At 44.0% G+C, this 19,541-nt stretch carries 13 protein-coding genes; 5 read left to right on the forward strand and 8 right to left on the reverse strand.

Annotation, left to right across the window (positions count from 1 at the left end; translation table 11 throughout):
* The first annotated feature begins 29 nt into the window (after positions 1 to 29).
* Complete coding sequence (gene mnmL, locus BQ2633_RS00245; RefSeq protein ID WP_075564480.1) at positions 30 to 1,031, forward strand: tRNA modification radical SAM protein MnmL/YtqA; 1,002 nt, start codon at positions 30 to 32, stop codon at positions 1,029 to 1,031.
* 235 nt (positions 1,032 to 1,266) lie between these two features.
* Here the strand turns inward: mnmL and BQ2633_RS00250 are convergent, their stop codons facing one another.
* The 4 genes from BQ2633_RS00250 to BQ2633_RS00270 all read right to left on the reverse strand — a co-directional run bounded on the left by BQ2633_RS00250 (position 1,267) and on the right by BQ2633_RS00270 (position 4,864).
* Positions 1,267 to 1,533: a hypothetical protein gene (locus BQ2633_RS00250; protein WP_075564481.1), complete on the reverse strand. Its 267-nt coding sequence runs from the start codon at positions 1,531 to 1,533 to the stop codon at positions 1,267 to 1,269.
* A 285-nt stretch (positions 1,534 to 1,818) separates the two neighbouring features.
* Positions 1,819 to 2,631 (reverse strand): glycoside hydrolase family 25 protein, encoded by an 813-nt coding sequence (locus BQ2633_RS00255; RefSeq protein ID WP_083233876.1) that lies wholly within the window; start codon positions 2,629 to 2,631, stop codon positions 1,819 to 1,821.
* Between the two features lie 657 nt (positions 2,632 to 3,288).
* Positions 3,289 to 4,107: a hypothetical protein gene (locus BQ2633_RS00265; protein WP_141700092.1), complete on the reverse strand. Its 819-nt coding sequence runs from the start codon at positions 4,105 to 4,107 to the stop codon at positions 3,289 to 3,291.
* A 148-nt stretch (positions 4,108 to 4,255) separates the two neighbouring features.
* Positions 4,256 to 4,864 carry a sigma-70 family RNA polymerase sigma factor gene (locus BQ2633_RS00270; RefSeq protein ID WP_075564484.1) on the reverse strand — a complete coding sequence of 203 codons (609 nt, stop codon included), beginning with the start codon at positions 4,862 to 4,864 and terminating at the stop codon, positions 4,256 to 4,258.
* A 901-nt stretch (positions 4,865 to 5,765) separates the two neighbouring features.
* Between BQ2633_RS00270 and BQ2633_RS00275 the strand changes: the two genes are divergently transcribed.
* Positions 5,766 to 6,548: a DUF4846 domain-containing protein gene (locus BQ2633_RS00275; protein ID WP_075564485.1), complete on the forward strand. Its 783-nt coding sequence runs from the start codon at positions 5,766 to 5,768 to the stop codon at positions 6,546 to 6,548.
* 159 nt (positions 6,549 to 6,707) lie between these two features.
* Here the strand turns inward: BQ2633_RS00275 and BQ2633_RS00280 are convergent, their stop codons facing one another.
* Complete coding sequence (locus BQ2633_RS00280; RefSeq protein WP_075564486.1) at positions 6,708 to 8,024, reverse strand: hypothetical protein; 1,317 nt, start codon at positions 8,022 to 8,024, stop codon at positions 6,708 to 6,710.
* 116 nt (positions 8,025 to 8,140) lie between these two features.
* Here BQ2633_RS00280 and BQ2633_RS00285 point away from each other — a divergent pair, with 116 nt between their 5' ends.
* The 3 genes from BQ2633_RS00285 (at position 8,141) to BQ2633_RS00295 (ending at position 10,368) form a co-directional block, all read left to right on the forward strand.
* Positions 8,141 to 9,325: a phosphoribosylaminoimidazolecarboxamide formyltransferase gene (locus tag BQ2633_RS00285; protein WP_075564487.1), complete on the forward strand. Its 1,185-nt coding sequence runs from the start codon at positions 8,141 to 8,143 to the stop codon at positions 9,323 to 9,325.
* A gap of 36 nt (positions 9,326 to 9,361) precedes the next feature.
* Positions 9,362 to 9,574, forward strand: coding sequence for a hypothetical protein (locus tag BQ2633_RS00290; protein WP_075564488.1), 213 nt, complete (start codon positions 9,362 to 9,364; stop codon positions 9,572 to 9,574).
* 95 nt (positions 9,575 to 9,669) lie between these two features.
* A complete protein-coding gene (locus tag BQ2633_RS00295) occupies positions 9,670 to 10,368 on the forward strand; it encodes a hypothetical protein (protein ID WP_075564489.1) in 699 nt (232 codons plus the stop codon).
* Between the two features lie 363 nt (positions 10,369 to 10,731).
* On the opposite strand, the gene BQ2633_RS00300 is transcribed toward BQ2633_RS00295, so the two are convergent.
* From BQ2633_RS00300 to BQ2633_RS00310, 3 genes are all read right to left on the reverse strand, one after another.
* Entirely contained in the window at positions 10,732 to 13,440 is a 2,709-nt protein-coding gene (locus tag BQ2633_RS00300; protein ID WP_141700093.1) for a hypothetical protein, read from the reverse strand.
* A 325-nt stretch (positions 13,441 to 13,765) separates the two neighbouring features.
* Positions 13,766 to 16,468 (reverse strand): hypothetical protein, encoded by a 2,703-nt coding sequence (locus tag BQ2633_RS00305; RefSeq protein ID WP_141700094.1) that lies wholly within the window; start codon positions 16,466 to 16,468, stop codon positions 13,766 to 13,768.
* Between the two features lie 302 nt (positions 16,469 to 16,770).
* Positions 16,771 to 19,473 carry a hypothetical protein gene (locus tag BQ2633_RS00310; RefSeq protein ID WP_075564492.1) on the reverse strand — a complete coding sequence of 901 codons (2,703 nt, stop codon included), beginning with the start codon at positions 19,471 to 19,473 and terminating at the stop codon, positions 16,771 to 16,773.
* Positions 19,474 to 19,541 lie beyond the last annotated feature (68 nt).

The following is a 19,541-nucleotide window of genomic DNA, read 5'->3' on the forward strand; positions in this document are numbered from 1 at the left end:
CGCCTTTGTCCTATTCTTCCCACAACGCAATGAATCAAACGCCACGTTATACCTCACTCTCCACCTTTGTAGAGCGATATTTTCCTTTTAAGGTGCAGAAAATCTCTATCAATGCAGGATTTACCTGCCCCAATCGAGATGGACTCGTGGGAAGTGGTGGTTGCACCTACTGTAATAACCAATCATTCAACCCTGATTATTGCACGACAGAGGAGAGTGTGCGTGCGCAGCTCGAACGCGGCAAGACCTTCTTCCGACGTGCACAGGAAAAGCGTGCACTACAACGTGGAAAAGATTTGTCGGACGCGGACAAACGTATGAAGTATTTGGCTTACTTTCAAGCCTACACCAATACTTATGGGGAACAAGAGCATCTGGTGCGCTTGTATGAGGAAGCGCTCTCCGTGTCTGATGTGGTGGGCTTGGTCATTGGCACGCGCCCTGACTGTATGCCCGACGCTTTACTCGACTATCTCGCACAGCTGCATCGTGAAAAGTTTGTGCTGGTGGAGTATGGAGTAGAGTCCACTTGTGACGTTACTTTGGAACGCATCAATCGTGGCCACACGTATCAATGTGCAGTAGAGACCATTCAGCGCACTGCGGAGCGTGGTCTTCCCGTAGGGGCGCACTTCATCTTGGGACTTCCAGGAGAAACACGGGAGTTTACTGTGCAACAAGCGGAGATAATCAACCAACTTCCCATCGATACGCTCAAACTTCACCAATTACAGATCATTCGTGGCACAGCGATGGCGCGAGAGTTTATGCAACAACGAGAACGGGCCTCGCAAGATGCTTCCTTTGTCTCTGATTATTATCTGTACACAGCCGAGGAGTATGCTTCTCTCATTGTTGATTTTCTCGAAAAGTTGCGTCCCGACCTTGTTGTTGAACGCTTTACCTCCTCTTCTCCTCAAGCTTTGTTGCTTGCCCCTGAGTGGGGACTCAAAAACTATGAGTTTGTAGCCCTTGTAGAAAAGGAGTTACGACGCAGAGATTCCTGGCAAGGAAAATACTATCATCCTTGATTCCTGCAAAGACTGGAGCGAAACAAGATGTTTCTCTAGTCTGCCCCCTGACGTTCCACTATATTACGAAAATAAGGAAGCCGCACCAGAACATTGCTGGTGCGGCTTCTTTCTTTTTACGTGTGGTTCAAACGAAGGCTTAGGGAAAGTGGGGTGTGGTCATTCACTTCGGTCGTAGCTGAAGGGTGATTACCCTATGCGCATGCACCTTTGCGGTGGCTAACCACTTATTTTGTTACTTTACTTCCTTTTTGTCTTGTGGAGCAGTGGTGTTTTCTGCTGATTCAGTAGCCTTTACACTGTCGCCTTTAGCGGCAGAGTCAGCGCTGAGGCTGTCGGGAGTGGTGGCAGCAGCACTGTCTGTTGTTTCGCCTTTGCTGCTTTTGAAGAAATCGCAGCTGCTGAGTGTAGCACTTGCCATGCTCATTCCGATGAGTGCAACGGCGAGAACGAGGAGGGATTTGAGGTTGTTACCTTTGTTTGAAGAATTGTTGTGTGACATGATGTAATGTTGTTTGAGAGTTTATTAAACCCTAAATCGGTTATTAGACCGTTATAGTACGACTCGTAATTGAAAAGAGAACTTCCTATCATCTTTCATTTTCTTGTTGGCATCTTGTTTTTCGTTCGTTCTCACCGTAGCCCGCTACGCTTTCGAACTAACGGTAAACAATCTACTCAACAATCTAATGAAATCTGTTTAGGATCTAATGACCGATTTGGGTTAAGATGATTAGAGAGAATTGTCTGTAATTTAGGAGGGTTCCCGAAGAAACACGCTTGGCATTTATAGCGTCAATGTCTGGAGTCTTTCGAGATTACCATTGAAATAGTTCAAATCTACGTAATTGGCCTTGATACCATCTACCTTGCCTAGTTCGGTGAACTGCCAGAAGTCCCAGTGCCCTTTGTGGCGAGGTTGCGAAGTGTTGTAGTGAGCTACCCACCAACGGAAGCGATCGAACTTCGGCGAGTCGAGATAGGTGGCTTTGATGCTGGGAGAAGTGTAGATGATTGGGGTTACCCCATAGTGAGATTCCACGATGTTGAGCCATGTGAGCACGCTTTCTTGGAAATCTTTCACGTTGTGATGGTCTGTGGGTTCCACATCTAGGATGGGAGCTAAGTCTCCTTTCGAGAGTCGCACCTTGGAGATGTAGCGCAGCGCTTGCAACTGTGCCGATTTGTGGGGGAGATAGAAGTGATAAGCCCCGCGCACAATGTGATTTCTTTGGAGTGCTTGGAAGTTCTCATCAAATCTCTTGTCCACTTTGGTCACCCCTTCTGTGGCTTTGACGATGGCAAATCCGATGGGTTCTCCATTGCGTCGATGTTTCGCCACCTTTCGCCAGTTGATTTTGCCTTGGTGTTTGCTAACATCGATGCCCAATACTCGTTGACTTCTTGTCAATCCTGCTGGCTCATTGCCGAGAAATAGGCTCTTGCCCTTGTGACTAGCGAGCAACCACCATGCACCGAATGCTATGCACAAGCAAAAGCTGATGAGGAAAATCCGGCGACAGCGTGAAGACTTTTGGTGGGGTTTTGCGTTTCTCCGAAGAGCAAGGCAAGGAGGCTTGAAGTTATCGAGGAGGCTCATTGGAGTGGTGAGTTGTTTTTGGAGTAAATGTTGTGACCTTGGGAGGTCTTTCTATTTAGCATATCCCAAAATGTGAGAAAGGTAAATGGCTGGTGGCATTTTTTTTGAAGAAATTGAGGTGAGTACTGAGAAATACATTGGGCAACCCAGCGATTCCCATCGACAGATTGCCCCACTCGCTTAATTAAAAGGGTGTATTCCTTTGAGAGGTCTGTCTGAGCTTGTGCGGTGTTTCACACGCACTTCACGATGTTTCGTGAGCCTATCCCAAATCGGTCATTAGACCGTTATTCTGCCATTTGTTACAGAGAATATAACTTCCTGCCATCTTTCATTTTCTTGTTGGCATCTTGTTTCTCGTTCGTTCTCGCCGTAGCCCGCTACGCCTTCGAGCTAACGACAAACAATCTGCTCAACAATCAAATAAAATCTATTTAGGATCTAATGACCGATTTGGGATTATCTATATATCCCAAAGTGAGAGAAAAGTAAATGGTAGAAAGAGAAAAAAAATGGATTGTCGTGTTTATTCTTGTGAGGAGTGGTAGATTCCGTCTACAAAGAAGCCGTGCCCAACAACAGGTTGGGCACGGATTTTGATAAAGCATAGAGCCATTGCGACACATGGGTCGCGCAATTCGAGAAAGGCAGCTAGCGCTACAATTTTTTGATAGCTCTCTGCAGACGTTTCTTGGTTTTCTTGTCGTGGATATAATTATTCACGAGTTCGTTGAACACTTGTTTGGCATTCTTTCGTTGGCCTACACGCATATAAGCTACTCCAAGGTGCATGCCTCGCGACAGTTTGAGCTGGGAATTCTCCACAGGAGTATTGTCATAATTCTTGCGCCATTCAGGAATTCTTGCCTTAATCTCCTTCTTGCTCATCTTTGTCACCTCTTGATTGGCGCTAGCATAGTTGAGGGCAAAGAGCGTGCTTCCGCCACCTTCTTTCAAAGCATCAGAGAAAAAGGTATCTTCTGGCGCATTGCTCGGTTGATAAATGAAATGGACGCCAAACGCGATGATTACAGCTGCTGCAATGGAAGAAACAATCACCATGATGCGCTTGTGGAGGGGCAAGAGTTTGGGTGTAGATTCCGTGTTTTTGGACTTTTCGTCGTTCATAGCTTTCACTTGTGGAGAGGGTTTATGGAGTGGGGGAGTGGAAACTTCCGTTTTAGCAGCTGTCGATTCTGCTTGAGAGAAATCATTCTCCGAAGAGTCTGCCGAGGATTTGTTTTTTCTACCGAAGAGCGCTTCTCTTTCTTCAGTTGAAAGACTGAGGAGAGCAGCATTGACTTCGATGTTGTCTTGTTGAGCTTCCTTTCGGATGCCTTGCACCAAGGAGAGATACAGGCGAAAATCTCGTCGCATCTCTTCGTCGTGCATGAGTTGACTACAAAATTGTGTCATCTCTTGTTGCGAAAGTTGCCCTTGTAAATACTTGTCAAAGAGAGAGAATTGATCCATCATAAGATGTTGTGGGGCATTGCCCTGATTGTGCTCAGTAACCTCCTGGTCTGTCTTGGGAGAACGAAACCAGATTGGTGTGAGCGGTTGATGATTGAGCAGGCATATTATTACCACTGCTCTTTATAAGGAAGAGAGCGTCAGAAGAGCTTCAAAACTTCACCAAACTTTTTACGTTGTCGATGAGGCGTTTCATGCACTGATTCTTTTTGGCTTTTGCTGTATCGGCATTTTTCAGTCCCACTTCTTCTGCAATCTCTGTCATCGAAAGATTGTGGTAGTAGAAGCATCGTAGGATAGTCATGCAGGGATCTTGCAGTTCGCCGATACAACGATTCACCAACTCTATGCACTGATCTTTCCAGAGTGCATCTCCACTATCATCTGTTAGTTTGGCAACTTCATCGAGCAGTGTTTCCGCTGATTCGATGCAAATGGCGGTTTCTTCGCTGGTCTCCGTGGAAAAAGCCTCAGAACGCTCTTGATCGATGTCGTCGCTCGAGGTGACGCGTCCCAAGTGGCGCACAGATTTGCTTGCCATGTTTTGAATCGCCTTAAATGTATAGCGCATGAAATCGGTGTCAAGAGCTATCGTTCCTGCAGAGAGGCGCTCGTAATAGTTGGCAACACCCTCACTGACTAAGTCTTCGGCTTCGCTGAAAGACATGGAGGGGTAGTGCGAACTCAGCCACTGCAAGGCAGCGGAACGCAACTTGTGGAGCTGTTGTGCCAAGAGGGCAGCAGAAGAGGGGGCTGACATAGAGTGTAGTACCGGGGAAAACAGAGAATAAATTGGTGAACTGTAGGCGCACTTGTGTGGATGATTACCTTGTTTTGCCTTGAGATTTCCTTATAAAGATAATATGCTGATACAGATATATCCCAATTTTGCGAAAAGGTAAATGATCAGTCACGCAAAAGTTATGCGAAAGTGTATTCTTCCCTCTAAGATGGAGAGACATTTCTGCCTGCGAAGTTACGAAATTTATGTTAGTCTTCATAGAAATTGTGATAAGTTTTATCCCGATATTTGAAAGAATATAGGTAGAGTTGTTGATGATACGCACCTATATTTCAAAATTAAGTCAGAAGATATACTTCTTATTACTTCTTGCTTTAAGGAAACCCAACAGTATATAGGAGCGATTTTAACGCGCTATTGGAAGTTTGTGATGGAGCGTGCGAAAATATCCCCTTCTCGACGCATTATAATGGTGCGATTTCCTTGCTTAATCGCCCTATTATCGTAGTCTTAGCGAGAAAAACTCCGTTGTTTTGGCATTTTCCCTCGGAAGTTTTGGGAAAAACGTCCGAGATAATTTGAAAAAACTCCGACGTTTTTCCTGAAACGTCCGACTTTTTCATTCGCCGCTCCTAAGTTGATTGCAATTAAGTCCTTTTTCTTGCTTCCGCCACCGCTAGTTTTAAGAAAACTCTACCTAATTTCTGTTTTCGAACTTAACATTATTCCTAACGATAGATAAAAAAATGTGAGATATCCATTTACCTTTTCCTTTGTTTGGGATATTATACAAGAATGCTCCCACCAAAACGCGATGATAGGGTGGATGCCCACAAGCGAAGACGTTAGGCGAGCAAGCACTCAACAAAGTAACTTTTCAAGATCTCTGATTCTCCCTCAAAAACAAACAAGTTCTGATATGAAAAAGAAAAAGAAAATCCTCCTCATTTCCTTGTCCACCCTTTTCTGTGTCGCTTTGGTGCTTGGTGGTTGGTATTGGTATGCTTCTACCACCACCAATCCTTGGAATGCTGCCACCCTTGGCGAAATTCCTACGCCCATGGGCTACAAACGTGTAGAAGCTCCAGCAGGGAGCTATGCCGAATTTTTGAGAGCTTTGCCTTTGAAGCCAAGAGGGTCCAAGGTGAACTACTATACGGGGGGGAGAGCTCGCTATCGTGTACTTTATGGTGCTGCGGTGGACTATCCTTTGCTCAGTAATTTTGAGCAATGCGCTGATGTCACCCTGCGTTTGCGTGCAGAGTATTTGTGGCAACAAGGTCGCTATTCTGAAATCCGTTTCCGCAATGTCAATCATCAGATAGAGCAGTATAAAGGAGGTAAGTCTCGCAAGGCTTTTGAAAACTACCTGCGCAGAATATTTGGTATCTGCAGCACCTATTCGGTGAAAAACGAAACTAAACCACGCGCCATCGAAGAGGTGCAACCAGGTGATGTATTGGTTTATACCTCTCGAGGTGCGGGCCGTCTGGGACACGCCGTTTTAGTGGCAGATGTCGCTAAGAGTGCTTCGGGAAAAATTGCTATTCTGTGCGTGGAGGGTAATACCCCTGCTCGTGATATCCACGTCATCCGCAACGTAAAGAGTTTGGGAAACTGTTGGTTCTTCTTAGATAAGGACGACGACAAAATCAGTTTGACGGCTTCTTCTTATGAAAAAGACGAATTGCGCCACTATTAAATCCAGATTTAAGTCACTTACAACGCCGTTCTTTGGGGCAAATTATTCAACAGCTCTCAGAGGATTATAACACTTGTCTCAAGTACTAAGGATTTAGACGAAAATCAGGCTGAGCATCATTGCGATGCTCAGCCTGATTCGTGCTATTGCGTCGCGCGATTACCAAATCGCATTCATGTCAAATAAGGTCGGTTCTTGAGTGGGTGAGGGAGAGTGGGTGGGGCACTCGCCCATTTGTGGCGCTTGCTCATCTGAAATCCACGCCCATTGTCCTCGTTGTGGAGCGGTGATGCCCGAGAAACGCTTGCAGAGGTCGTGCATGGAGAGGGAGAGTGGACGTTCCAAATAGACTTGTTCGTAGCGCATCAAAATCTCATCGCGCGTCAAGGGGCGATGAGACTCCAAGAGAATTCTTCCCACTCGGCAGAAATCATAGATGAGTTGCTCTGCCATGAGGCGATGTCCTTGTGAGGAGTGCTCAATCCACGGGTGATGCTCGAGCAAGGAAGCAAGGGAAGCTTCTTCGGTGGAAGAGTTGCGCAGGCTTTCGAAGGAAGAAACTTGTTGGTAGTCTGGATGCAACTGCAAAGCCCTGAAGACTCGATGCAACAGAGCTCGCGATTGTAGCACTTCGCCTCGTGGCACAATGAAGTCGCATGCCCAAGACATTTCAGCCTGAGTGCGCAGCATTGGGGTGAGATGCAAGAGCCAGAGGAAGCGCGGCATAGACATGAATTGCAGTCCATCTAGCACGGTGGTAGGCTGAAAGAGGAGTTGTTGGCGCAGCGCTGACAAAGAGTCACAGAAGTCTTCGCTCAATTTAATTCCAGCTACTTCCTTGCCAGCTAAGAGTGGACGCAAAAACTCGTGCTCTATTGGGCGCATGACGGCAGATCGTGACGGCAGGTTCAGCACTCGCGCTATGACTTCAGCTGAAAGACCTTGCAGCAAGAAACGATGGAGGACAGCCGCCTTTTCAGGTTGGCGATGCTTGAGGAGCAAGATGATGTGAGTAAAGGTATGCTCCACTTGCTGAATGAGAGGTGTCCATTCTTGATTCTCACCATCTACCAAGGAGACTTCGGGAGAGAGTGAGGGCGACACATAGTGATGCAAAGACCACGGGTCGTCTGAATTGTAGAGGATGGGGAAGACCCACGTTGCGCGTTGTAGGAGCCATTGCTCGATGAGTTGTTCCGGATGATTTCTGATTTCTTGACGCATCTCGTCGAAGATGTGGAGGAAAAAGCGTCCTACGCCTTCCCATTCCACGACGTCAAATCGCTGCAATCTCAGAAGTTCTGCCAATGACTGCACACCAGCTTCGGCAAGTCGGCGAAGCACGGTGTTGCGCTCCCCATGAGTCGCTAGGAAATCAAGGGGTATTTCTGCTAATTTTTCCATCACGATTTCTGCTCGATGAAGACAGCAAGTTTCATCGAGTGCAAAGTAATCGGGAAAGAGTGTGGTTTGCATATCGCAAATATAGTAAGTTTTTTCGAGATAAGGTGTAAAAAAGCCTTGAATACTTGGCTTTTCTAGGCGAAAATTGTATCTTTGCAAATATATTTTCACCTGAAACGTTTCTCACAATGAAAGAATTAGCCCTGAAGTATGGGTGCAACCCCAATCAGAAGCCTTCTCGAATTTATATGGACAACGATGCTTCACTTCCAATCGAGGTGCTTGGCGGACGTCCTGGTTACATTAACTTCCTAGATGCACTCAATGGGTGGCAATTGGTCAGCGAGCTTAAAGCTGCAACTGGCTTACCTGCTGCGACTTCTTTCAAACACGTTTCTCCTGCAGGTGCAGCAGTGGGACTTCCTTTGGATGATACGCTCCGAAAAATCTATTTTTGCGATGATTTGGCGCTTCCACTTTCGCCCATCGCTGCGGCTTATGCTCGTGCTCGTGGTGCAGACCGTATGTCGAGCTATGGAGATTTTATTGCACTCTCCGACACCTGCGATGAAGCTACGGCACTCCTCATCAAGCGCGAGGTGAGCGATGGTGTGATAGCCCCTGACTTTACACCCGAAGCCTTGCAGATTTTGCAGGAAAAACGCAAAGGTACTTATTGCATTCTTAAGGTGGATGTGAACTATCGCCCTGAGCCTATCGAACGCAAGCAAGTTTATGGCGTGACTTTCGAGCAAGGCCGCAATGAAATCAACCTTGCTGACGATGCGCTCTTCGAGAATCGTCCAACGGTGAATAAAGAAATCCCCGAAGCTGCTCGTCGCGATTTGATGATTGCACTCATCACGCTCAAATACACGCAGTCAAACTCTGTGTGCTATGTCAAGGACGGACAAGCTATCGGCATCGGCGCTGGCCAACAAAGCCGCATCCACTGCACACGTCTTGCTGGTCAAAAGGCGGATATTTGGTGGCTGCGTCAGCACCCCAAGGTGATGAACCTTCCTTTTGTGGAGAAAATCCGTCGCGCTGATCGTGACAATACCATCGATATCTATATTTCTGAAGATTATGATGATGTGTTGGCAGAAGGTGCATGGCAGCAATTCTTCACAGAGCGCCCAGAGCCTTTGACACGCGAAGAAAAGAAGGCTTGGATAGCTCAAAACACTGGTGTCGCGTTGGGCTCAGATGCTTTCTTCCCATTCGGTGACAACATCGAGCGGGCGCATCGCAGTGGCGTGGCATACGTGGCGCAGGCAGGTGGTTCTGTGCGTGATGACCATGTTATTGAAACCTGCGACAAGTATGGCATTGCGATGGCCTTTACGGGCGTTCGTCTTTTCCATCATTAATTCTATTGAATCATCTTTTTACTAATCTCATAGCCAATGGCGCGTAACGTTAGCGACGAAGAAATCACAACAGCCATGACCACTGGCATCACCTTCAAAGGGGCAAAGCTCCGCAAACCTCAAGAAGAGAAGGTGAAAACAAAAGCCAAGAAAAAGACCTACATCACAGGACTCCACGGTTCGGGTGCTGCCAAGAAAAAGGCAGATATTCGCAAGCGTCGTGCTAATCGCCACAAGGGTAAATCGTAGTGAAAGGTCTCTAGTGGTCAGAAGCTAAAAACTTTTATTTATTTACGAGCTGTACAGAGCCAGTGGGCAGTGTAGCTCGTATACAGAATTTTAATATGACACTTAATAAACTATCTAATCGAGCTATTTCACGCCTCTTCTTGAGTGGAGTTGCACTTTGCTTTGCGCTTACCACTCAGGCACAAGTCGATAAAAAAGTTGCTGTTGGCACTCGTAACCCAACAGAGACTTTGGATGTTAATGGTACCCTTCGTGTTGCTGTTCTTCCAGAAGATGGTCAGCAGCTTATCTTCACAACTAGCGATGGTAAGGCGGCACCAGACTTTAATCAGCCCTATACTGCTAACCGTGTAGTGGTGGCTGACAAGAATGGTGTATTAGGTTTTGCTCCTTCTGTTCCAGAAGGCTTTTTCTATATGCCTCCAGTACTCCTGCCCTTGAGCAAGTTTGCTCTCGACAGGGACTTCACAGATGCTTCTATCTATCGCTTTTCAGCTTTTCCGTATAATATCGCCACCAGTGGCAACTTCAGTGTTGATCTCTATAAGCTCTACAAGAAGCAGTTCCAGAATCCTCAACAAAAGTCTTCTGCAACTTCAAACCTTCCTGTTCATGAAGCTAGCAATCTGAACTTTTTTGTCATTTATTATGACAGTGAGGTTTTTTCGAACGTTGCGTTGACTCCAGCTGGTGTTCTTACCTATACCGTGAAAAAACAAATTGTAAATGGTGTATGGAAAGAAATTGGGCCAACAGAAAAAACTTTTATGAATGTAGTTTTTAGCTTGAAGTAAATCCCAACAACTCATGGCCCCTTTCTGCAAGATGGCAGAAAGGGGCTTATTGCTGTTGTTTATGGCTAATAAGGCTGTGGGAGCCTCTTTTATGCTGTCTTGCTAAGCGTAGATAGGCTGAGAATTCTCTTAGAGATTTCTCAGCCTATTTGCTTGCTATTTGATGATATTGGGATATTCCTGCTACTGACGAGTGTACAGATGGTATGTCCCTGCGAGCATGCAAGAATGCGCAGTGTGTGCACACACGTTTGCTCATAAAAATATCCGTGTCGATTTTCAAGTAATCGACACGGACATTTCAACTTGTCTTTCATTCGACTGGCGAAGAGTGACTAGAATGAAGGCAGTATTGTGATACTGTTATTTCATGACTTTGGTCATCAACTGGGGGTTGATGGGAACATAGCAAGGATGTACCGTAATATTGACATAACCCTCAATGCCTTTGCCGCAGAATTGAGGTTTGAAAATCAGTTTGTATAGCCCCGAGTTTTCAACTTTTGCATTGGGGATAATTGGATTTTGCTCTCTAGAAAAGGGTTGTGCGGTCGGTGGTGCATCGGGATAATACCATTCGTAGTTCTCAAGTGGGAGGGCAAACAAATGAATGCTCTCTCCTACACACACTTCTTTGTCATGAGCATAGGCAATGGTAAGTGTTGTGAGGTCACTGATTTTTATGGATTGTGCAAACATATTGTTGCACTTATCATAGACCCTGATGGTAAAGTGGTCATTGGCTACACCGTAGACGAAGTGCATCACACCATTGGCTAGTGTTTCTAGAGGAACAACTTTCTTTCCGTTTGCATCAATTATGGCTTGTGTATTATCTTCATTCCATAATTCATAGCGGTAGGGTGGTGTACCATCTTGTGCTTTAATCAGAATATGTCCTGTTCTCGTACCATCTGCACAGGCGTAGGCGGTTGTAAATTCTGTAGCGAGTTTCAGAGGAGGACGCTGAAAGTTGATTGTGATGGTATCTATTGCACAGGAGTATGCGTTGGAAGCCATGATTCCCAATTGGTATTGACCATTTTGGGTGAGTACTATTTTGCTTCCTGCCGCAACAATACTCTTAGTGTATCCACCTTCGGGGCCTGAGAGGATGCGGAAGTATGTTTCGTTAGGGACTTTTCTACCCTGATCAGTGATAACACCTCGAGGAGTAATTTCTAATCCTTCACAGGTGATTTGACTATCGTAGGAAAAGTTCTCTCGATTGTAGAAGCCTTTCCAGTCAAACTCGTGCGTTGTCGTAGGGCAACCTTCGCTGATGATGTCAAATTGGTAATGACCTGCAGGCAGATATATATCGTAGAGAACTAAGTTGCTATCTGGTTTGTCTAGTTTTTTTCTAAAGATCTCTTTCGTGCCTTGACGAATCACATAAGTATGAGGTTTGTTGGATAAGCTGTGGTTAGCAGCTTTGATATCTCCAACATCTCGTCTACAAGCTAAGGAACTGATGGGGTAGATGATAAAGTTGTCCTTGGATTTCCATTGTCTTCCTACAAAGGATGCCCCGTCTTTGAGGGCAATGAATTGATAATTCACATTAAACTCCAAGGGTGGAGAGAGTAACTCATCAGTGCTGGTGACCAATACCTCATGAACCTTTTCATTGGTTCCAGAGTTAATGATTTGTGCGGTGTAGGGAAGGCAGGTATCTAACGATGGGAATTTATATGGAGCTATATACTTCTCTCCGCATTCCACGTTGTAAGTTGTGCCCAAATAGACTGATCCTGTTTTTACGAATGAGCTGCTTTTGACGGTCTTGCCATTGGCATCTACGACATCGTAATAGTAGGTCTTGCCGTAATCAAGAATAAGTTGGGAGTAGAGATTACCAGTAGGACTAGTAAAAGTTTCTGTCTTGACCACCGGTCCTGTGCTGCTTTCTTTCAGATTAATGGTAATAGGATAGCAGTAGAGGCCTTGGAAGTCATAATTAAGTCGGTAACCCTCTGTGTATTTACCACATTCGCCAGGCTTTGCTGGTAATAGGGTTTGTAATTCTGGTACTCTGAAATGAATATAAAATTCTCGAGAAATCTCAGGACAGTCTTTCAAACGTATGATTACCTTATGGGTTTTTCTGTTGCTCGTGGAATAGCTTTCTGAAAGCGTATTTGGCGACATATCAAGAGCATAGGCTGTGTATCCATAGGCCAAGAGTGTTTGAAACTGATCGTCACGTGGAGTTTGATCTACTGGTGAGAGTCCAATTTCAAACATTCCCTCTCTGATGTATCGCATCAATTCTTTGTTGGAAGTGGTTGTGCTGTTGAGCTGCGTTTCAATGAAAGGAGAACTACAAGTGTAGGTGCTACCAGGAGCAATCAAGAAATGGTTTGCAGGTTTCGCTGTGACAATCGTATAGTTTTCTGTGCTAAATTGAGGCAACTTCGTTAATTGAGAAACTACCAAATCGACACTGCGTACAACACAGTTGTCTGATATTTCAATTTGGTAAGCCCCTGCAGGGTAGTTGTCTCCTGCTAGCGTGTAGGTGCCATCCTCATTGCGAGAAGCATTGACGTCTAAAGGTGTGTTGAAGCCTGCTGGAGCGCTAATAATACGGAAGGTCAAATCTTCCTGTCTTCCGTTGATGACATTGAGAACAATCGTGCCTTTGTTACATCCTATGTAGGAAGGACGAGAAAGGGTGGGGTTGTAAGTAACGTCTAAAACTTTGTAGTTACCTGTTACAATTACATTCTCAATAGTGCGCGTGAATTTTATGTCAGCGTTGGTTTTAAGCTGAGCATTTGCTACTACTGTGTAGGTGCCAGGGGGGACATTGAGAAAGGTGTTGTTGCTCGATGTTTTTGCAGGTTGAGCTAAACTAACTTCTTGTAGGGAATAGGTGAAGTTGTAGAGGGCATCAGAATTCTGATTGGTTACTTTTACCACACCATCTGATTGGCATTGTGCAGGAGTAGTTTCTACTGAAATGGTCCAGTCGTTTCCTGACGCTTCTTGTGCCATTGTAGGGAGATAGGTTCCCATTAGGAGTAGGATGAATCCTATCCATAGGCTTACTTTCTTAAGTGATTTCATTGTAAGTTCTTGTACTATCATTAGAGGTAAGAGCAGTGTTGCTCAACATCTAAACTAATAAGTTTCTATATTATCCACTGCAAAGGTAATTGTTTTCTAGAAAAAAATAGTGTTATCTCTTGCAAAAGTGAATGTGTTGTACGAGCTTTAAATCTTTTCTATTGAGAAGTATAGAAATAGGCAAGCTATTTTAAAGCTCTTAGGGTATTAGACTATTATAAAAAAGTCCGTGTCAAATACTAGAGATTTGACACGGACATTTGGGGACTTGTCATTCATTCTGTAATCCAAGACGGACGAGAATGAGATAGCCTTGCGAGGCTGGTTATTTCATGACTTTGGTCATCAATTGTGGGTTGATTGGAGCATAGCAGGGATGTACTTTGATTTCAATTGACCCCTCAATGCCTTTGCCGCAGAATTGAGGTTTGAACTTAAGAACATAAATTCCAGAATGTCCCACTTTTGCATTGGGGATGACGGGATTTTGTTCTCTAGAGAAAGGCATATCCGTAGCTTTCGCATTGGGCAAATACCATTCGTAGTTTTCCAAAGGAATACCAAGGAGCTGGATGCTTTCGCCTTCGCAAATTTCTCTTCCTTGTGCATCAGCTAGCGTGAGCTGAGAGAGGTCTCTAATGGTGATTTGTTGCATGAAGCTGTTGTCACACTTATCAATGACCTTTATTGTATAGACATCATTGGCTACCCCATAAACAAAGTGCGCCACACCATTAGGCAGTATTTCTAACGGAGTAACTGTATTTCCGTTGGAAACGATGGGGTGTGTACCTTCTTCATTCCACAGCTCATAGCGATATGGGGGGACGCCGTCTTGCGCTTTGATCAGGATGTGTCCCGCTTTGGTGCCATCAACACAAGCGTATGCAGAGGTATATTTCGTGTTCAATTTGAGAGGTGAGCGCTCATAGTTGATAACTATGGTGTCAAGAGCACAGTTTGTCTTATTGTTAACCACTATTCCCAAAAGATATGTGCCGCTTTGAGTGAGCTGAAACTTTTCTCCCATGGGTATTGTGCTCTTAGAGTACCCCCCTTCTGGTCCTGAAAGAATGCGGAAGAATGTTTTCTCTGGAACTGCTTTTCCTTGCTCGATAATGTTACCACGTGGAGTTACTTCTAAACCAGCACAAGTAGCTTGGCTGTCATAGGCGAAATTTTCTCGATTGTAGAATCCCTTCCAGTCAAATTCATGGGTCACTGTAGGACAGCCTTCTGTTGATATATCTAATTGATATTTTCCAGGTGGAAGGAATAAATCGGATATATATAAATTTGAAGACGTAGACATACTTTGGAGGAGACGTCTAGCTATTTGCCTGGTGTTTTGACGAATAACAACCGTGTGAGAACCATTGGATAATCCAAGAATAGTAAGTCTAATTTCTCCGACATCTCGTTTGCACTCTTGTGATGCATAATTTGTAACCTTGATTTTTGGAGTTTCGATAAAGTTGTCAGTAAAAGTGGTTAGACCATCTTTAATAGCTACAAATCGATACTTTACATCAAATTGCAAAGGAGGAGATAAAACTTCTTTGGAGTCATTGACTATAACATCTTGAATTTTCTCGTTGGTTGCAAGATTGATAATTTGTGCGGTATAGGGAGGACAAGCACTAAATGATTCACTTTTGTAGGGTCGTATATACTTCGCACCGCATTCAGTTGCGTAGGTAGAACCAAAGGTTATTTTTCCTTGTTGGGAGAATGAACCTTTACGGAGTTGCTTGCCTGTGGCATCTATAACTTCATAATAATACGTCTTACCGAAGTCTAGAATCAAATTAGAAGATAAGTTTTCCTCTGGAGACATGAAGGTCTCTGTTTTAATTATAGGGCCAGTTTCACTTTCTCGCAAATTAATGGTGACGGGAAAGCAGAATAGCCCATCATAATCTTTATAAAAGAGGTATGCTTTCGTGTATTGTGTACAACCCACCGGGGTTAACCATGAAGATACCGTAAACTTGGGGGGCATGAATTTGACTGGAAATTCTCTTGATATGCTAGGGCAGTCTTTCAAACGAATCACGACTTTGTGCGTATTGTTATACGAGTAGCTACCGGATATCGTGGAGGGCGACATATCCAGTGCATACATAAATTGTTCTTTAGACAAGAGCGTTTGAAATTGATCGTCACGTGGATTTTTATCAAGAGTAGAGAGACCAATTTCAAATAATCCATCTTCAATATAGCGCATCAATTCTTTATTAGAGAGCGTCGCTTGATTGAGGGTTACGAAAGCCAAAGGCGAGCTGCAAGAATATTGTGCAGAAGGAGATGCTGCACGAATTTTTTCAGAATAGAATATTTTGAAAGATTCGTCTTTGAAAGTCGGTAAGTGACTAAGCTCGCTAATAGAAAATACAACAGAACGTGTTACGCAATTATCAGACACTTCAAGCTTGTAGGACCCTGCAGGATAGTTGTCTCCTGCCAGCTTGTAGGTGCCGTCTGCATTCTTGGTAGCAGTGATAGGGGTCTGTGTAGCGACTCCTGTTGGTGCGTTAAGAAAACGATAGCTTAAATTTTCCTGTCTTCCGTTGGCTATGTTCAGTACAATCGAACCTCTGTTACAGCCAGCATAAGAGGGACGTGATAAAGTTGGGTTGAATGTGACGTCCAGAACTTTGTAGTCACCACCGACCACGATGTCGTCGAGCGTTCTAGTAAATTTCTTTGATGGATCTTTTTTGGAATCCGCATTCACTTTCACGGTATAGATGCCAGGAGGTACGCTATAAAACGTGTTGTCACTGGAAGCTTTAATAACGGTTACCGTTCCTTTCTTAAGGAGTGAGTAGGTGAAGTTGATGAGGGCATCACCATTCTGGTTGGATATGGCAATGGTACCATCTGACTCACATTGTGCTGGAGTGGTTTGAGCTGAGATTGTCCAATTATCTGCTGTTGCTTGTTGCGCCATGACAGGAAGACATGTCCCAGCAATGAGTAGAAAAAGGGCTGCCCAAATTCTGATTGGGTTAGATAGTTTTGTCATATTTTTTTAGTCGTATATAGTTTTGAGCTAAGTAGTTGTATATCTTGTGATAGATTTCTTTTGATTTTGAACTGCAAAGATAATAGTTTTCTTCGAATAAAAATAGGTGACATAGGGAAAAACAACTAAAAAGACATTTTATGAGGGAGAAGAAGCTGTGAAGACAGCCTTTATTGTGGTTATTCAATGAGAAAACAAAAATGTCCGTGTCAAATACTAGAGATTTGACACGGACATTTGGGGACTTGTCATTCATTCTGTAATCCAAGACGGACGAGAATGAGATAGCCTTGCAAGGCTGGTTATTTCATGACTTTGGTCATCAATTGAGGGTTGATGGGAGTATAGCAAGGATGCACTGTGATTTGGACGGAACCCTCAATGCCTTTACCACAGAATCGGGGTTTGAATTTGAGAACATAGAGGCCAGAATGTCCCACTTTAGCATTGGGGATGGTGGGATTTCGTTCTGTCGAGAAGGGCATATCCGTAGGTTTCGCATTGGGCAGGTACCATTCATAGTTTTCCAAAGCAACACCTTTGAGCTGGATTGTTTCTCCTTCGCAAATCTCTTTTACATCTGCATCGGCTATCGTAAGACTTGTGAGGTCTCTAATGGTGACCGTTTGTGTGATAGAACTACTACAAGCATCAGTAATCTTTACGGTATAGACTTCTTTGGCAACTCCATGAACAAAGTGAGCGACATCATTGGCTAGGATCTCAAAAGGAACCACTTTATTCCCATTAGAGAGGATGGGTTGCGTACCATCAGCATTCCACAGTTCATAGCGGTAGGGGGGTACACCGTCTTGTGCTTTGATTAAGATGTGACCTGTTTTTGTGCCATCCACACAAGCGTAGGCAGAAGTATATTCAGTGGCTAAATTTAAAGGTTTTCGCTCATAGTTTATGACTATCGTATCAAGAGCGCAAGTGTTATTATTCGTGGCCAAAATGCCTAAAAGATAGGTGCCGTTTTGGGTGAGCAGAAACTTTTTTCCCAAGGGTATTGTACTCCCTGTGTTTCCACCGTCTGGTCCGGAGAGAATGCGGAAGAAAGTCTTCGTGGGAACGGCATTTCCTTGGAAAGTTATGTTGCCGCTAGGAGTAACCTCTAAACCTTCGCAGGTGATTCGGCTATCGTAGGAAAAGTTCTCTCGGTTGTAGAAGCCCTTCCAGTCATATTCGTGAGTCACTGTGGGACATCCCTCTACCGAAACGTCTAATTGGTAATGTCCTGCAGGAAGGTATTTTGAAGCAAAGCTTAGTTTTGATATAGCATTTGCTCCATTAAAAACAGATCTTGCAAATTCTTTAGTGCCTTGACGAATAACAAGTGTATGCGGTTTATTGGCTAATCCATTTAGTAAGAAAGTAATATCTCCTACGTCTCTTTTACATTCGGCAGGAGATTCAGCCTGTGCCGTAATTCCTATTCTATTTATGATATCATCAGAAGAGATAACAGTACCATTTTTTATTGCTCTATATTCATATTCAACATCAAAGTCTAATGGGGGAGAGTCTACATAGTTCTTATGATTGATTACTGTCTCATAGACTTTTGCCTGTGTTTGCTTATTAAAGATTTGCACTTTATAGGGAAGACAAGCATCGAAAACGTTGGTTTTAAATGTACGAACGTATTTGGCTCCGCAGTCGATTGAATATGTTCCTCCAAAGAGTATATTTCCCCTCTTTGTGAAATTGCCTTCTAGTACTTTTTGGTTTATGCCATCTATGATCTCGTAATAGTAGGTTTTACCCAAATCTAACTCAAGCCTAGAGGCTAGGTTTTCCTGTGGGCTCATAAATGTTTCTGTTTTAACTATTGGTCCTGTTTGAGTTTCTCTCAGATTAATAGTAATAGGAAAGCAGAAAAGTCCGTCATAATCTTTGTAGAATAAGTATGCATTAGTGTAGACACCACAGCCCTTTTCTACTACACTAGTTGGAATGCTTATCCTAGGACGTCTGAAGTAGACATTAAATCCTCGTGAAACACTAGGACAATCTTTCAAACGAATTACAACCTTGAAGTTTTGGTTATAGTTTTCCGAAAGGGTATAGGGTGACATGTCAAGGGCATACGCAAAGTTTCTTTGGGAAGAAATCGTTTGGAATTGGTCGTCACGTGGATTTACTCCAGCTTTAGTAAGTGCAATTTCAAACAAGCCTTCTTGGAGATAACGCATCAGTTCTTTGTTAGAAAAGGTCTCTGCACTAAGAGTTGTCTGTGCTATAGGTGAAGTACACGAGTATTGTGCTGAAGGGTAATTTGTGTATTGCCTCGAGAATGTTGAATTGAAAATTTGGAAGTTTTCCTTACTAAATGCAGGCAACTGACTAAGTTCTTTGACCGGAACGTTAATAGTATGCGATATACAACCATCAGACACTTTAAGAGTGTAGTTTCCTGGGGGATAGGTGTCTCTAGCAAGTGTATAGGTGCCATCGGCATTTTTTGTGGCAGAGATAGGAGTCATTGTTGTGACACCTGCAGGTGCGTTGACGAACTGAAAAGTCAGATTTTCTTGCCTGCCGTTCTCAACGTTCAGTACTATCGTTCCTTTAGGACAGGCTGCATAAGAAGCACGTGATGAGGCGGGGTTGTACGTGACAGCTAACACTTTGTAGTCACCGGCTACCACCACGTTTTCAATTCTTCTCGTGTATTTTTTATTTGGGTCGGTCTTAAGGTCTGCTTTGACCTCGACAGTGTAAGTGCCTGGGGCAATACTAGAAAAGATGTTGCTACTTGAGGCTTTAATAGCTGTTGTTGTACCTTGCTTCATGAGCGAATATGTGAAATTGTGGAGTGCATCTGCATTTTGATTGCTTAGAGTGATGGTACCATCTGATTCACATTGTGCAGCAGTGGTTTGGGCAGAAACCGTCCAATCTTCAGGAGGTGCTGATTGAGCCATAGCAGAAAGTCCCATTCCTCCAGTGAGCAGAATGAGGACAGTCCAAATTCGAGCTTGTTTAGGTAGTTTTATCATATTTCTAAGGTGAAAAGACGTAGGTATGAGTAAGAGTACTCATATTTAATAAATAGATAGATTTTTCT

Origin of the sequence: Ihuprevotella massiliensis (assembly GCA_900095835.1) — a bacterium.
Taxonomy (GTDB): Bacteria; Bacteroidota; Bacteroidia; order Bacteroidales; family Bacteroidaceae; genus Alloprevotella; species Alloprevotella massiliensis.